General features: G+C 59.6%; 20 protein-coding genes. 9 read left to right on the top strand and 11 right to left on the bottom strand.

Annotated features, from left to right (window positions below; all coding sequences use genetic code 11):
* Positions 1–10 precede the first annotated feature (10 nt).
* The 5 genes from D3Z90_RS14430 to D3Z90_RS14410 form a co-directional block, all read right to left on the bottom strand.
* Positions 11–1,492: an aldehyde dehydrogenase gene (locus D3Z90_RS14430; protein WP_136476664.1), complete on the bottom strand. Its 1,482-nt coding sequence runs from the start codon at positions 1,490–1,492 to the stop codon at positions 11–13.
* The gene (locus tag D3Z90_RS14425; protein WP_136476662.1) at positions 1,489–2,322 is read right to left on the bottom strand and encodes an alpha/beta fold hydrolase; all 834 of its coding nucleotides are present in this window, start codon (positions 2,320–2,322) and stop codon (positions 1,489–1,491) included. Before D3Z90_RS14425 ends, D3Z90_RS14430 begins: the two co-directional genes overlap by 4 nt.
* 25 nt (positions 2,323–2,347) lie before the next feature.
* The gene (locus tag D3Z90_RS14420) at positions 2,348–2,938 is read right to left on the bottom strand and encodes an amino acid synthesis family protein (protein WP_136476660.1); all 591 of its coding nucleotides are present in this window, start codon (positions 2,936–2,938) and stop codon (positions 2,348–2,350) included.
* 194 nt (positions 2,939–3,132) lie between these two features.
* Positions 3,133–3,726 carry a DUF4157 domain-containing protein gene (locus tag D3Z90_RS14415; RefSeq protein ID WP_136476658.1) on the bottom strand — a complete coding sequence of 198 codons (594 nt, stop codon included), beginning with the start codon at positions 3,724–3,726 and terminating at the stop codon, positions 3,133–3,135.
* A complete protein-coding gene (locus tag D3Z90_RS14410; RefSeq protein WP_136476656.1) occupies positions 3,713–4,267 on the bottom strand; it encodes a TetR/AcrR family transcriptional regulator in 555 nt (184 codons plus the stop codon). Before D3Z90_RS14410 ends, D3Z90_RS14415 begins: the two co-directional genes overlap by 14 nt.
* 90 nt (positions 4,268–4,357) lie before the next feature.
* Here D3Z90_RS14410 and D3Z90_RS14405 point away from each other — a divergent pair, with 90 nt between their 5' ends.
* From D3Z90_RS14405 to D3Z90_RS14390, 4 genes are all read left to right on the top strand, one after another.
* Positions 4,358–5,089, top strand: a complete 732-nt coding sequence (locus D3Z90_RS14405) for an SDR family oxidoreductase (protein WP_136476654.1) — start codon at positions 4,358–4,360, stop codon at positions 5,087–5,089.
* A 30-nt stretch (positions 5,090–5,119) separates the two neighbouring features.
* Positions 5,120–5,710 (top strand): 2-hydroxychromene-2-carboxylate isomerase, encoded by a 591-nt coding sequence (locus D3Z90_RS14400; protein WP_136476652.1) that lies wholly within the window; start codon positions 5,120–5,122, stop codon positions 5,708–5,710.
* Between the two features lie 97 nt (positions 5,711–5,807).
* Complete coding sequence (locus tag D3Z90_RS14395) at positions 5,808–6,437, top strand: LysE family translocator (protein WP_178084187.1); 630 nt, start codon at positions 5,808–5,810, stop codon at positions 6,435–6,437.
* 16 nt (positions 6,438–6,453) lie between these two features.
* Positions 6,454–7,329, top strand: coding sequence for an alpha/beta fold hydrolase (locus tag D3Z90_RS14390; protein ID WP_136476646.1), 876 nt, complete (start codon positions 6,454–6,456; stop codon positions 7,327–7,329).
* Positions 7,330–7,353: 24 nt separating this feature from the next.
* On the opposite strand, the gene D3Z90_RS14385 is transcribed toward D3Z90_RS14390, so the two are convergent.
* Complete coding sequence (locus D3Z90_RS14385; protein WP_178084217.1) at positions 7,354–8,262, bottom strand: LysR family transcriptional regulator; 909 nt, start codon at positions 8,260–8,262, stop codon at positions 7,354–7,356.
* Positions 8,263–8,359: 97 nt separating this feature from the next.
* Here D3Z90_RS14385 and D3Z90_RS14380 point away from each other — a divergent pair, with 97 nt between their 5' ends.
* The 3 genes from D3Z90_RS14380 (at position 8,360) to ycaC (ending at position 10,703) form a co-directional block, all read left to right on the top strand.
* Positions 8,360–9,250: a pirin family protein gene (locus D3Z90_RS14380; RefSeq protein WP_136476642.1), complete on the top strand. Its 891-nt coding sequence runs from the start codon at positions 8,360–8,362 to the stop codon at positions 9,248–9,250.
* A gap of 87 nt (positions 9,251–9,337) precedes the next feature.
* The gene (locus tag D3Z90_RS14375; protein WP_136476640.1) at positions 9,338–10,024 is read left to right on the top strand and encodes a hydrolase; all 687 of its coding nucleotides are present in this window, start codon (positions 9,338–9,340) and stop codon (positions 10,022–10,024) included.
* Between the two features lie 52 nt (positions 10,025–10,076).
* Positions 10,077–10,703 carry an isochorismate family cysteine hydrolase YcaC gene (gene ycaC, locus D3Z90_RS14370; protein WP_136476638.1) on the top strand — a complete coding sequence of 209 codons (627 nt, stop codon included), beginning with the start codon at positions 10,077–10,079 and terminating at the stop codon, positions 10,701–10,703.
* A 9-nt stretch (positions 10,704–10,712) separates the two neighbouring features.
* Here ycaC and D3Z90_RS14365 read toward each other — a convergent pair whose 3' ends face one another.
* A complete protein-coding gene (locus D3Z90_RS14365) occupies positions 10,713–11,126 on the bottom strand; it encodes a low affinity iron permease family protein (RefSeq protein ID WP_136476636.1) in 414 nt (137 codons plus the stop codon).
* 112 nt (positions 11,127–11,238) lie between these two features.
* Here D3Z90_RS14365 and D3Z90_RS14360 point away from each other — a divergent pair, with 112 nt between their 5' ends.
* Positions 11,239–12,153 (top strand): DNA-3-methyladenine glycosylase, encoded by a 915-nt coding sequence (locus tag D3Z90_RS14360; protein WP_136476634.1) that lies wholly within the window; start codon positions 11,239–11,241, stop codon positions 12,151–12,153.
* Between the two features lies 1 nt (position 12,154).
* Here D3Z90_RS14360 and D3Z90_RS14355 read toward each other — a convergent pair whose 3' ends face one another.
* From D3Z90_RS14355 to D3Z90_RS14345, 3 genes are all read right to left on the bottom strand, one after another.
* A complete protein-coding gene (locus D3Z90_RS14355; protein WP_136476632.1) occupies positions 12,155–12,382 on the bottom strand; it encodes a DUF6555 family protein in 228 nt (75 codons plus the stop codon).
* 96 nt (positions 12,383–12,478) lie between these two features.
* Positions 12,479–13,039, bottom strand: a complete 561-nt coding sequence (locus D3Z90_RS14350; RefSeq protein ID WP_136476630.1) for an ATP-dependent Clp protease proteolytic subunit — start codon at positions 13,037–13,039, stop codon at positions 12,479–12,481.
* Positions 13,040–13,089: 50 nt separating this feature from the next.
* The gene (locus D3Z90_RS14345; protein ID WP_136476628.1) at positions 13,090–13,263 is read right to left on the bottom strand and encodes a KGG domain-containing protein; all 174 of its coding nucleotides are present in this window, start codon (positions 13,261–13,263) and stop codon (positions 13,090–13,092) included.
* A 300-nt stretch (positions 13,264–13,563) separates the two neighbouring features.
* Here D3Z90_RS14345 and D3Z90_RS14340 point away from each other — a divergent pair, with 300 nt between their 5' ends.
* Positions 13,564–13,836, top strand: a complete 273-nt coding sequence (locus D3Z90_RS14340; protein ID WP_136476626.1) for a DUF1652 domain-containing protein — start codon at positions 13,564–13,566, stop codon at positions 13,834–13,836.
* 18 nt (positions 13,837–13,854) lie between these two features.
* On the opposite strand, the gene D3Z90_RS14335 is transcribed toward D3Z90_RS14340, so the two are convergent.
* A complete protein-coding gene (locus tag D3Z90_RS14335; RefSeq protein ID WP_136476624.1) occupies positions 13,855–14,469 on the bottom strand; it encodes a Yip1 family protein in 615 nt (204 codons plus the stop codon).
* Between the last annotated feature and the right edge of the window lie 137 nt (positions 14,470–14,606).

Below are 14,606 nucleotides of genomic sequence, written 5' to 3'. Positions count from 1 at the left end.
CGCAGGTCTCCTAACGCATGACAAAGGGGTCGGGCATGGGCGCGGTCGAGAGGTTGATCCACACCGTTTTCAATTCGGTGTAGGCCAGTACCGAGTCGATGCCGCTCTCGCGTCCGTAGCCGCTGTTCTTGAATCCGCCAATGGGCGCCATGGCTGACACCGCGCGGTAGGTGTTGACCCAAATGATCCCTGAACGTACATCCCGGGCCAGACGATGGGCGCGGCCCAGGTCACGGGTCCAGATGCCGGCTGCCAGGCCAAATTGCGAGTCGTTGGCCATGGCCAGCGCCTCGGCCTCGGTCTTGAAGCGGATGACTGCCGCCACCGGGCCAAAGACTTCTTCCTGCATGATGGTCATCGAGTTGCTGTCGCACTCGAACAGGGTTGGCTCGTAGAACCAGCCCTCGCTGTCGATCTGGGCACGCTTGCCACCCAGGCGCAGCTTGGCACCTTCGGCTTGAGCGGCGGCAACCAGGTGTTCGACCACCGCCAATTGCTGAGCAGTCGCCATCGGCCCCATTTCGCTGGCATCATCCTGCGGGTTGCCAATCTTGATGCGCTTGGCACGTTCAACCAGGCGCTCGACGAACGCGTCGTAGATTTCGTCTTGCACCAGCAGGCGTGAGCCGGCAACGCAGCTCTGGCCGGAGGCGGCGTAGATCCCGGCGACCGCGCCGTTGATGGCGCTGTCCAGGTCGGCATCGGCGAAGATGATGTTCGGCGATTTGCCGCCTAGCTCCAGCGAGAGCTTGGCGAAGTTCTCGGCACTGCTGCGCACTACATGGCGTGCGGTGGCGGCGCCGCCAGTGAAGGCGATCTTGCGCACCAGCGGATGGCGGGTGAGGGCTGCGCCAGTGCTTGGGCCGTAACCGGTAACGACGTTGACCACACCCGCCGGAAACCCGGCTTCAAGGGCCAGGCGGGCAAGCTCCAGAATGGTTGCCGAGGCGTGTTCCGAAGGCTTGAGAACAATCGTGTTGCCCGCCGCCAGCGCGGGCGCGAGCTTGATTGCGGTAAGGTACAGCGGACTGTTCCAGGGAATGATCCCGGCGACCACGCCAATCGGCTCATGCACCGTGTAGGCAAACAGGTCGGGCTTGTCCAGCGGCAAGGTACCGCCTTCGAGCTTGTCAGCCAGGCCTGCGGTGTAGTGGAAGAATTCTGGCAGGTAGCCCACCTGACCGCGGGTTTCACGGATCAGCTTGCCGTTGTCGCGGCTTTCGAGCTGCGCCAGGCGCTCCTTGTTGTCGCTGATAAGGTCGCCCAGACGGCGCAGCAGCTTGCCTCGGGCGGTGGCGGTCAGGCTGCGCCAGGCCGGATTGTCGAAGGCGCGCTGTGCAGCCTGGACGGCAAGTTCGACATCAGCTTCATCGGCATCGGGCAGTTGTGCCCAGGCGCGCGCCGTGGAAGGGTCGAGGCTGTCGAAGGTCTTGCCGCTGACGGCACCGAGCCATTGGCCGTCGATGCACATCTGAAAACTTGCGAGTGTCATGCAACGATCCCCTTGGCTGAGTCGGAGAGGGTTCGGGCGTGCCCGAGGAAGTCCAGCAGCATTTGGTTGACCAGGCGCGGCGACTCCACTGGCATCATATGCCGTTGTTCGGCAAGTACCATGCTCTGTGCCCCGGGGATGCGCCGGGCCAACTGATGGGTCATGTCCGGTGTCGAACCCAGGTCCCATTCACCGGTGGCGATCAGGCTGGGTGCCTGGATACTGCCCAGGTCTTCGGCGCGGTACATATCCTGGGTGGCGAATAATTCGTAGGTGGTCAGGTAGCCCTGCGGATCGTTGCTCGCCAGCGTCTGGCGCAGCGCAGCGATCTGTGCGGGGTTGGCCGCCTGGTACTCGCGGCTGAACCAACGAGCCAATGCTGCTTCAGCGTTGGCATCCGGACCATGTTCGGCCGCTTGGGCTGTGCGTGCGATGACCCCGGCGCGTTGTTCGACGCTGCGGTTGAACACGCTGTTGAGCACCACCAGCGCGGACAGTCGCTGCGGGTAGTGCAGGGCGAAGGCACGCGCCACCAGCCCGCCCATGGAAAAACCGATGATGGTCGCCTGGGGCAATTGCAGGTGATCGAGCAATTCGGCCAGTTGCTCGGCATAGCCGGGCAGGCCGCAGCCGGGTTGCGGGCGCGGGCTCTGACCATGGCCGAGCATGTCGTAGGCGATCACCCGGTAATCGTTGGCCAGGCCAACGATCTGCCCGCCCCACATTTCTTTGTTCAGGCCCACCCCGTGGATCAGTACCACGGGGTGGCCTTGGCCGGTCGCCAGATAACTGGTGCCGGCCGGGGTGCGTTCAGCAGCAGGCTGAATCATCGGTCGCTCCTAGGCGTACTTATTGTTATTGGGCCTTTTCGGCTGCCAGTTCTTCCAGGTCGATGTAGCGGTTGCCAATGCGTGGATGCAGGCGGCCACCATCGGCGCAACCCAGAACCACGACGATTTCGTCGGCGCGGGGGGCGTCTTCGATTTTCATCTCCAGGGTGATGTAGTGCGAGCGCAGGCCTTCATCATCCTTGTGCATCATCGGGATCTGGATCGAAGTGCCAGGGCCGCCGCGCTTGTTGGTGAAGCTGAGGTAGCTCTTGGCGTTGACTGCTTCGCGGTAGTGGTTGCCGAAGCGCAGGGTGTGGATGACTGCGGAGGCGTGTTCGATTTCGCCGTCGGCGCCGACCACGGCGGCCTTGCCATAGGCTTCGATTTTGTCTGCACCGCCAATCGCGGCGCACAGGCGTTCGACCATTTGTGCACCGAGCTCAGAGCAGTTGGCGCGGATTTCCGGCTTGAGATCCTCGACAAAGCCGCGGCCCAACCATGGGTTTTTCATGACGACGGCCAAGCCCACCATGGTCACCGGGGTGTCGGTAGCCTTGCCACCTTCTATCAAGGTTTCTTCGGCGTAGGTGACGATTTTGCGGATTTCAAAACTCATGGGTGGCTCCTGTGGAAGGGGATGCTTTGTCTTGTTGTCTGATGGTATACCATAATACTTTGCGTGCAAGTGCTTCTTGCAAATTTCTCTGCAAGGGCGACGGACGTGGAGAGGGGCTGTTCTGACGGTAGGTTGCTGAAACGCGGAGTTGGTGCGGATTTGAATTCAACCGGTGGGCGTGTGCTTGCCCTAGCTCAGCGTGCCTGCCCCGAAGCGCGCTCACGCAGGTCTTTGCTGACCTGGGCCTGGATTTCATAGGCGGGTGCTTCCACGGCATTGAAGTCGCGCGAGTAGCGCCTGGCAAACTCCGTCACGCCCCACTGTTGATACTGCTGCACATGATGCAACTCGTGAGCCCAGAGGGCGACATTGTCCTGGGCATCGACTTCGTTGCGAAAGATGATGATGTCGATCAGGGTCACGGCATTGACATCGGGGTTCTGCAACAGCGCGTTGGCGCTGTTCAGGGCTTGCTGGTCACCGACCTTGTAGCGCGCCGCGTCCAGCACCTGAAAGTCATAGTAAGGCTCAAGCTGAGCTCGGATATGCAGGGGGATCGGCAGTACGTTGCTGCTGGCGGCGCTGTCGCGAGCCTGTTGCAGGGCTGCTGCCAGGGTGCTGCTGGCGATGCGGCCGAGGTCGTCGAGCATGATTCCGGCCTGGCCAGGGTCGAAAGGTGAACAAATACAGCTGCCCAGGCAAACTTCATACTGTCCGGCGGGGCAAGCGCCAAACGCATGAAACGGTGCGACCAGGGCAAGGCCAAGCAGCAGGTCAGCGGCTCTCATGCAGGGCCCCGGCGAGAAACTCACGGGAGGCGTTGAGCACTTCGTGTTGGCTGGATTCATTGGCCAGCATGCGTGCGATCACCAGTGCCCCTACGCACTGGCTAAGCAGGGCCCAGGCCAGGTCCGGGTCTTCCAGGGTGTCGGCCCAGGCTTGTTGCAAGGTGCGCAACCAGTGCTCGGCTTCCTCGCGCACGGGCAGCGGTGCCTGGGCGATTTCAGCGCCAAGGGCAGGGATGGCGCAGCCACCTTCGGCATTGTGCACATGGGCCAGGCTCAGGTAGTGGTCCAGGCAACGCTCTAGCCGCTGACGGTTCATCGGTTGCTGGGCCATGGGGCTTAGCGACAATTCACGGCGCACCACCTCGGTAAACAGATCGTCCTTGGACGGGAAATGATTGTAGAAGGCCCCGCCAGTCAGGCCGATAGCCTTCATCAGGCCCGCCACGCCGGTAGCGTTAAAGCCCCCGCGTTTGGCCAGGGCACCGCTGCTTTGCAGCAGTCTCTGCCGGGTTTGCTCTTTGTGGTGGGTGGAGTAGCGCACGCCGATCTTCTCCAAATCATTGGCTTGACGAAGGTTGAATCATAGCATAGCGTTCGTTTACTAAATGATCGTTTACTAATGGGGCGATGAATGAGTCAGGGCAAGAAAGTGGTGTTGGTGGTGGGGGCCGGTGATGCTACCGGTGGTGCAATTGCCAAGCGTTTTGCCCGGGAAGGCTACATCGCCTGTGTCACCCGGCGCAGCGCCGAGAAGTTGCAACCGCTGGTCGATGAGATTCGTGCCGAGGGCGGACAGGCTCATGGCTTTGCTTCCGATGCGCGCAAGGAAGAGGAGGTCACGGCATTGGTCGAGCAGATTGAAAGCACCCTGGGGCCGATCGAGGCCTTTATCTTCAATATTGGCGCCAATGTGCCCTGTAGCATTCTCGACGAGACGGCGCGAAAGTACTTCAAAATCTGGGAAATGGCTTGCTTCGCCGGCTTTCTCACCGGCCAGGCGGTGGCGCGGCGAATGGTCACCCGTGAGCGCGGGACTATCCTGTTTACCGGTGCAACTGCCGGTTTGCGGGGCGCGGCGGGGTTCGCAGCGTTCGCTGCTGCCAAGCATGGCATTCGTGCGCTGGCCCAGAGCATGGCGCGGGAGCTTGGCCCACGTAATATTCATGTCGCGCATGTGGTGGTGGATGGTGCCATCGACACGGCGTTTATCCGCGACAGCTTTCCGGAGCGTTATGCACTGAAGGACCAGGACGGCATCCTCGATCCTGCGCATATTGCCGACAGCTATTGGTTCTTGCATGCCCAGCCGCGTGATGCCTGGACATTTGAGCTGGATCTGCGGCCCTGGATGGAACGCTGGTAACACTAACCACAACAATAAGGACACCGTGCAATGAGCAAAAGCGTAGAGTTTTTCTTTGATCTGGGCAGCCCGGCCAGCTACCTGGCCTGGACCCAACTGCCGGCGCTGTGCGCCAGCCACGATGCGCAATTGGTGTATCGGCCGATGTTGCTGGGCGGGGTGTTTCAAGCAACTGGCAATGCGTCGCCGGCGATGGTGCCGGCCAAGGCACGCTATGTGTTCGCCGACTTTCAACGGTTTGCCAAGCGCTATGGCGTGACTCTGGCCTTTCCCCCGGGCTTTCCGATCAATACCTTGGGGCTGATGCGCGGGACCATTGCCGTGCAACGCTATCAACCTGAACGCTTCGAGGCCTACCTGACAGCCTTGTTCCAGGCAATGTGGGTACAACAACGCAATGTCGCCGACCCGTACGTGCTGGCAGCGGTACTGCAAGAGGCAGGCTTGGATCCCGAGCAGATCCAGGCTTGGACAACCGAACCCGAGGTCAAGGCAGCGCTCAAGCAAGCCACCGATGACGCTGTTGCCCGCGGTGTCTTCGGCGCACCGACCTGCTTTGTGGACGAACAGATGTTCTTTGGCCAGGACCGTCTGGAATTTGTCGCCCAGGCGCTGGGCTGAGGCGGTATAGCCAAGTGTAGTGGCGTTATTTTTGGCAACTGTATAGTCGACGTGGATCAGTACTCCGTTAGTGTCAGTGCAGCCAATAAAAAACTGGATGCCTGCCATGCTCAGTTCACTCGACCTGATCACCGCCTTCGTGCTGTTTGCCTTCGTCTCATCGATCACCCCTGGGCCCAACAACACCATGCTATTGGCTTCGGGGGTGAACTTTGGCGTGCGCCGCTCGATTCCGCATGCCATTGGGATCAGTGTCGGTTTCATGATCATGGTGTTGGCAGTGGGTTTCGGCCTTGGCGAGGTGTTCAAGGCGTATCCGCCGATCTACACCGTACTGCGCTACGTGGGCGCGACCTATCTGCTTTATCTGGCGTGGAAAATCGCCACTTCCGGCCCGTTATCGGTAAGCAACCCGCAGAGTCGCAAGCCATTGGGCTTCTGGGGGGCGGCGGCGTTCCAGTGGGTCAACCCTAAAGCGTGGGTCATGGCAGTGGGAGCGATCACTACCTACACACCGGCCCAAGGCTACGTCACCAATGTGATCGTGATTGCTGCGTTGTTTGCCTTGGTCAACCTACCGAGTGTGTGCGTCTGGGTCATGTTTGGCAGTGCCTTGCGCACGGTACTGCAGAACCCGCGCTGGCTGATGCTGTTCAATTTGCTGATGGCGGCGCTATTGGTGATATCGCTTTACCCGCTGCTGTTTGTAGAATCGAGCTTTTCTTGAATGAGTACGCTGGCACATGCAGTTGAATCCCTGGTCCCACGACACAAGTGCCGGCTTTACCTTGCGCGGCTGGCGGTCACCTGCCAGCGGCAAACCGCTGCTGCATTTTCTTCACGGTAATGGTTTTTGCTGCCTGGCTTACCAGCCCATGCTGGCACGTCTGGCCGAGCACTTCGATTTGTGGTTGTGCGATGTCCAGGGCCATGGCGACAGTGATCATGGCGGCGTCTTCCAGGGTTGGAACCGCACTGCAGAACTTGCCATCGAGGCTTTTGACGCCGGACGTGGCGACTATGCCGATGTGCCGCGCTTTGCCGTCGGCCACAGTTTTGGCGGAGTATTGACCGCGCTGATGCTGGCGCAACAGCCGCAGTTGTTCAAACGCGCAGTGTTGCTCGACCCGGTGCTGTTCAGCCGTTCGATGATGGGCATCATGGGGGCGGCGGCATTGGTTGGCCTGCACCGCCGCCATGCCTTGGCGCGTAAGGCCGCCACTCGGCGCAGTCATTGGCCGGATCGCACCGCCGCGCGCGCCTCGCTGGAGGGTAGGGGCATTTTCAAGGGCTGGAGCGAATCGGCGCTGCAAGCGTATATCGAGCATGCAATCGGTGACTGTGGCGAGGGCGTAGTTCTCAAGTGCCGGCCGAGCCGCGAGGTGGAGATTTTCAGCTCGTTCCCGCGGCGAATGTGGGCGTCCTTGACCAAAGTACAAACGCCAGCACTGGTGCTGTATGGCGAGCATACCTATCCCTTCGTGCCTCAATCCGTGCAGCGCTGGGCACAGGACAATCGCCATGTCACGGCAGTTCAGGTAACCGGCGGCCATTGTTTCATGCAGGAAGATCCGGCAGACGGCAGTGAGCGCGTCCAGGCTTTTCTGCTGCAACAGTAAGCGCATGGCTCGCCCTGGTTGAGGTCAGGAAATATCGCTGGCCTCGAACTCGGTAGCGAGAAAGTCCAGCAAACTGCGCACGCCCGGCAGCAACCCGCGGCGCGAGGCGAATACCGCGTGCACCACGCCACATTCCGGCGCCCAGTCAGGAGTGACCTTCACCAGTTTGCCGCTGGCAAGTTCGTCTCTCACCACCACCAGCGGTACATGCACCACACCCACGCCGGCCACTGCCGCCTGACGTAACACCAGTAGATCGTCAGTGACCAGCCGCGGCTGATAGCGCAGGCTGGCGTGCACCGCGTCTGGGCCCACCAATTCCCAGTGATAATCCCGTTGCGGCCTGCCCCAGTGCAGGCTTGGCAAGGCGTTGAGGTCTGCGGGCACCGGCCGGGCCGGCAACTGCTCGAGCAGTGTCGGCGCGGCCACCAGGCATTGGGTACTGTGGGCCAGGGTCTTCATCACCAGATCACTGCTTTCCAGTGGTGGAAAGCGCACGCGCAAGGCGATGTCGATGCCTTCTTGAATCAGATCGACCTGGCGGTTGGTACTTTCAATGTGCAGTTGCACCAAGGGGCACTGCACCATGAAGCGGGCCAACATTTCGCCTACCCAGAAGTTCAGCAGGGCGGTTGGGCAACTCAGGCGCACGATGCCCTGGGGTTCTGCGCGGTTGCGCTCGATGAGCTCGGCGGCGCCCTCGGCTTCTACCAGCATGGCCACGCAATGACGGTAATAGGCCTGGCCGATCTCGGTGACTGAAAAGTGTCGGGTCGAGCGCTGAATCAAACGGACGCCGAGGCGCTCTTCCAGCCCGGCAATGCGCCGGCTGAGTTTGGATTTGGGCATGTCCAGGGCTCGGCCAGCAGGGGCAAAGCCGCCGTGATCGACTACCTGGGCAAAATAGTAAAGGTCGTTGAGGTCTTCCACCAGTGTTCTCCATATGGAACGCTGAAGTCAGTTTAACTGATCTACCGCCAATGTCGTCTCGCTCCTATTGTTATAGCCATACACGAGAGGAGACCATCTCATGAAAAAGATCCAAGGCGTCTACAGCAGTCCCAACCCGCATTGGGTCGGCGACGGCTTCCCGGTACGCAGTTTGTTTACCTACGACAACCTGGCCCAGCACATCAGCCCGTTCCTGTTGCTCGATTATGCCGGTCCCCATGACTTCACCCCGACCACGGCGCGTCGCGGTGTCGGCCAACACCCGCATCGCGGCTTCGAAACGGTGACCATTGTCTACGAGGGCGAGCTGGAACACCGGGACTCCACGGGTGCCGGTGGCCTGATCGGTCCTGGCGATGTGCAATGGATGACGGCGGCCAACGGCATCCTCCACGAAGAGTTTCACTCCCCGGCGTTCGCCGCCAAGGGCGGTACGCTGGAGATGGTGCAACTGTGGGTCAACTTGCCGGCCAAGGACAAATCGGCACCTGCCGGTTATCAGACCCTGTTGAGCCGTGACATTCCCGTGGTGCCCCTGGGTGCCGGTAGCGGCAGCCTGCGGGTTATCGCCGGTGAGTACCGTGGTCATCGTGGCCCGGCGCAGACCTTCACCCCGATGGATGTTTGGGACATGCAGCTCAAGGCTGGCGCGCACATCCGCTTGCCCAGTGCCGCAGGACGCAGCACTGCGTTGGTGGTTCTGCGCGGCAAGGTCCTGGTCAATGGCGAGCGCGCGGTAGGTCCGGCGCAGTTGGTGCTGTTCGACCGTGCTGGCGACGAGTTGCTGCTCGAAGCGCAGACCGATGCATTGGTATTGCTGCTCAGCGGTGAACCACTGAACGAACCCATCGTGGGTTATGGCCCGTTCGTGATGAACAGCGAAGCAGAGATTGCCGAGGCATTCGAAGACTTTCGCGCCGGTCGTTTTGGCCAGATGAGTGGCCCAAGCGGATCTCGCCACGACAACTAGTATCAATAACCCGAAGGCTACCCCTCGGGTGGCCTTCGACCCTGGCTGCAGGCACAACCTGCAGCCAACCCTCAAGGAGAATGTGTCATGAGTACATTTGCCAACGTTGCCAATTTCAATGGCCAGGTCCCGCGTATCGATCCTGATAACGCCGCAATGCTGCTGATCGATCACCAGAGCGGTCTGTTCCAGACGGTCAAGGACATGCCGATGACCGAGCTGCGCGCCAACGCCATCACCCTGGCCAAGGTCGCAAGCCTGGCCAAGATTCCGGTGATTACCACTGCTTCCGTACCACAAGGCCCGAACGGTCCGCTGATTCCGGAAATTCACGAAGCCGCGCCACACGCCAAGTATGTCGCTCGCAAAGGTGAAATCAACGCCTGGGACAATGAGGAATTCGTCAAGGCGGTCGAGGCCACGGGCAAGAAGCAATTGATCATTGCCGGCACCATCACCAGCGTCTGCATGGCCTTCCCAAGCATCAGTGCGGTCAATGCCGGCTATCAGGTTTTCGCCGTGATCGACGCCAGCGGCACTTATTCGAAGATGGCCCAGGAAGTCACCCTGGCGCGCATCATGCAGGCCGGTGTGGTGCCAATGGACACCGCTGCCGTCTGCTCGGAAGTACAGCGCACCTGGAACCGTCCGGACGCGCAACAGTGGGCCGAGGCCTATAGCGCAGTGTTCCCGCACTACCAATTGTTGATCGAGAGCTACCTCAAGGCGCAACAGGTAGTTAAAGAGAACGAACAGCTCGATTCCGAACGCTGATCCCTGAGGCCCGGTGTCGAAGATGCCGGCCTACCACGCTAGGAGTAAGACCATGAGCAAACCTTACGTTCGTCTGGACAAGAACAACGCTGCTGTGCTGCTGGTGGATCACCAGACCGGGCTGCTTTCTCTGGTGCGCGATATTGATCCTGACAAGTTCAAGAACAACGTATTGGCCGTGGGCGATCTGGCCAAGTATTTCAACCTGCCCACTATTCTGACTACCAGCTTTGAAACCGGTCCTAATGGTCCTCTGGTGCCAGAGCTCAAGGAGCAGTTCCCCGAGGCGCCGTACATTGCGCGCCCCGGCCAGATCAATGCCTGGGACAACGAGGACTTCGTCAAAGCAGTCAAGGCTACCGGCAAGAAGCAGCTGATCATTGCTGGCGTGGTCACTGAAGTGTGTGTGGCTTTTCCGGCGCTGTCGGCACTGGCAGAAGGCTTTGATGTGTTCGTGGTTACCGATGCATCCGGTACCTTCAACGCCTTGACCCGCGACTCGGCGTGGGATCGCATGTCCCAGGCCGGTGCCCAATTGATGACCTGGTTCGGCCTGGCTTGCGAGCTACACCGTGACTGGCGCAACGATGTCGAAGGCCTTGGCACCCTGTTCTCCAACCACATTCCTGACTACCGTAACCTGATCACCAGTTACAACACCCTTACCAACGGCAAATAAGGTCATTGATCAATCGTCGGCCGGGCGCTCACGCAGCCCGGCCGTCGTCTTTTCTGGTTCCTGTTCAGGGGCGTCACCGTTGGCAGCAATGTCCTTGTATTCCTGTAACAGGCTCTTCAATTGACGTGCATCCAGGTCGTCGAGGTTGAGCATGGCGTTGTGTGCAGCCTTGGTCGCCCGCAGTAGCTCATCGATTTTCAAGTGCAACACATCGTTGTCGCGGTTCTGGGTGTTCTGGATCACAAAGACCATCAGGAAGGTAATGATCGTGGTCGAGGTGTTGATTACCAACTGCCAGGTATCGTTGTAGTGGAACCATGGGCCGCTGGCTGCCCAGATAACGATCAGCATCAGCGCGAGCATGAAGGTATGTGAACTGCCAGCGCGTTTAGCCAGGTATTGGGCGAAACGTTCGAATTTCATGGTAGGGCTCCAGCGTGGCGGTAATAAATAGACCACGGGAGCTTGTTGAAATTCTTTGAAACATCATCGCCGGTGCTGGCGTCGAATCGGCGAGTCAGGCGATGATCTGTCTATGAGCCCATTCCCTGCTAGGTACGGTTACCAGCGTAGTGTGCGCACGTACGGTGCGATAACGCTCTGGCTGCGCTATCAGCCGCCTTTTCATTGGCCGTCGTTGCTGGGGTTTCTGTCTGCCCGCTGTATTGGTGGTATCGAGACCGTGGTCAACGGTGTGTACACCCGAACCGCCGAATTCAATGGCAGGCATGCGCTGATCCAGGTAAGCGCCGGGCGGGGCCACCATTTGGTATTGACTGTTCGCGGTCTGCCCCCAGCGGTATTGCCTGTGTTAGTCGCCAAGGTACGGCGGGTTTTTGCCCTGAATGCGCAAATTGCCGAGGTAGAAGCGCAACTGGGAGACGATCCATTGATGGCCAGGCTCATAGCGGCGCGTCCGGGTTTGCGTGTGCCGCAGGGGTGGGATAGCTTCGAGCAGGCCATGCGCACGGTGCTTGGCCAGCAGATCAGTGTTGCCGGGGCCATGACCCTTGCCGGACGCCTGGTGGCTCGTTATGGCCAGGCACTATCGCTGCCGCTTCAAGGCATCGGACTTACCCATGTATTCCCGCAACCCATCGCTATCGTCGAGCAAGACCTGAGTGCTCTGGGGATGCCGCGGTCGCGCGCCGCGACTTTGTCGACTCTGGCCAGGGCCGTGCTCGACGAACCGCGGCTGTTACATCCTCAGGCCGATCTGGAGCAGTGGCTGCGACGTTTATGCCAACTGCGGGGTATTGGCCCCTGGAGTGCCCAGTACCTGGCGCTACGTCAGCTAGGCGCAGCCGATGCCTTGCCGCTGGGAGACGTCGCCTTGATCAAAGCATTACGCCTGTTGGAAGGTCCGGACGCACAGTTGGCGGATCGAGCCCAGGCCTGGAGTCCTTGGCGCGCTTACGCTGCCCAGCACTTGTGGGCCTCATTGAGCTGAATCAGCTGGACTGGCGCCATTTGACTTGGGTAATGCCATAGCGCTCTGCCATCGGTTTGCTGACTTTATTGACTTTCTCACGACCGAAGCGACCGATTCGACCAACCCCGGCATCGCAGCAAGCCCAATGCCAGGCTTCGGCGCTGTCCATCATTTCGGCGCGGATGATGAAGGACTTGGGCTCACCGTGCTGCACATAGTCGATGATGAAATATTTGCCGTTGTTCATGGGCCTTTAACGTTCCTTTCCAAGCAGTGACGAGAAAATCCATTCAATGCCTTTAGTGAGTCCCGCAAGGCTGGAAAAATTCCATTTGATTTGGCCCTAGTGCGAACCTTTGATCGTCAAATGACGGGCATCCCGCTCGAACACCACTTGTTCCAGGCGATGGGCAATACCGCAAGCCAAGGAGTCGTACGCAGGAATGACTTTTTCTTCTGCCGAGAGGCAATGGAAGATGTCCAGTTTGCGTTCGGCGTGATTGGTTTCCAGTTCAAAGATGCGCACATAGCGCTCCAGATCGTTATTCAAACTGGAGAGGTATTCACGCAGGCGTGAATGGTCCACCGCGCTCTGACTGAAGTGCCAGGTCATGGGGTGGATCAGAAAGCGCGAGTGGGGCGCGGCGATGCGCTCGGCCGCGGCCAGGTACATGATGATGCCCATTGACTCGATATTGCCGGCGTTCACCGAGCACACCGGCACCGGCAAGGATTTTAAAAAGCTGTAGATCGAGAAACCGAAGTTGGTACTGCCGCCTGTGGTCGACAAAAACAGCAGCAACGATGTAGCCCCTTCATCCAGGGCTTGCAGGCACCGGTCGCGAAAGCGCTCGGTAGTGTCCTGATCGATCTGGCAATGAAAGTGGATCACCTGTTGGCTCATTGCATTGGCCTCAGGACCGACGCACATTGAGTGCGCCGGTCTTTTCTCCGTTAGCTACGGCCGCCACCACTTGGCTTGCGGGTCTGGTCCTTATCCATTTCAGGTTTGCGGGTCTGGCCCCCAGATTGGCCTCCGGAAGCCTGGCCGCCTTTTTTGCCGGCGTCGGAGGCTTTCTGTTTGTCGTTGGCGAAATTCCCGGGATTCGAAGTGTCTTTATTAGCCATGATTCTCTTCCTCTTCTGGATATTCGCAGGGCGTATGCCCTACACAAGGTGGGAGACAGGCGAGGTGGGCAAAGTTTGAAAAATCTGCAGCGCTTGGGACGAACGGTCGGACGCTGCCGTCCATCTGCACGTTATGAGTTTGCTTTGAACTTGGCGACAGGCTTGAGGCTCCTCTGAGAACCGCATTGCCTACTGTCGCGCTTCATGGAGTAAACGGCGGGGCATGAGGATTTTCAATTGGTAGCGAAGGCTCGCCAGGTAGTTACTGTCGGTCGGGCCCTCCGAGATGAGGATCGAAACATGTCTTTGATTGGCGTTTCCAACCTGGAGTTGCGCCTGCTTATTGAACAGGCGTTTTTACCTGACCGTTGTGTCGTGTCCTGCACCGATAATGAACACCTTACGATCCAACTGGGGCAGGGTGACAGCCTTGATGATTGCATCATCGTCACCGGGGTTCGGGTACACAGCCTCACCAGTTGCCAGGAACTGGCCGCACTCGTCGCTCAAGTGCGTGAGCAGCAGCGCCTGGGACGAAGCCCGGATCGGGCCAGGCCCCAGGGTGTCTACTGAATCAATGCTTCGCCCGGTTCAACCAAGCGTAGCCGGGCGAAGATATTCAGGTCCCAGTACGTTGAACCAGAACAGGATCATCGATACCAGAATGGTCACCAGCACCAACAGTCCTACAGCCCAGACGCTGGTCGAGTACAGCAGGCCGGCTTCCTTGCGCAGGCGCAGGAATGTCGGCAACCCCACGTACAACAAGAACGTTGCATAGGCCGAGGCTGTCAGTAACACGATCAGCGCCAGCCAGCGCCCGGGGTACAGACCCGCAACACCGGCGACGAAATAGGGCGTAGCGGTATAGGCTGCAAAACCTATGCACTGGTTGAGGGAGGGACGAGCATCGAACGTGCGCGACATCCAGCGAATGAACACCCCCATCAACGCCACGCCCAGCACGCTGGTGGCGTAGAGCAGCACGCCCAGTTCGGCTGCACTGGCAATGCTCAGGCGTACTCTTTCCGTGTCCACCAGGCTCCAGCCGACACTGGTGGTGCCAATGAACAAGCACAGGGCGGGAATCAATGCCATCAGCAGCAGATGCGGTAAATAGTGGCGGGGGTGCTGCTCTTCTTCCTGGCGGATTTGCATCCAGGCATCGTCGGGGTGGGTGAAGAGTTGGACCAGATGCGAACTCATGGTGACCTCCGGGTGCAGGGTGATAAACACATGTCCCTGTCTTATGGAGGCTTGCGCAACGCCGGGGTTTCATTTTTTTGAACCATCCCTGGCGCCGCTGAGTCACTGACATGTGACGACCACAACCCAAGGAGTCA

The sequence above is a fragment of the Pseudomonas sp. DG56-2 genome (assembly GCF_004803755.1).
Lineage (GTDB): Bacteria > Pseudomonadota > Gammaproteobacteria > Pseudomonadales > Pseudomonadaceae > Aquipseudomonas > Aquipseudomonas auratipiscis.
This window is presented reverse-complemented; position numbering and strand designations above follow the sequence as displayed.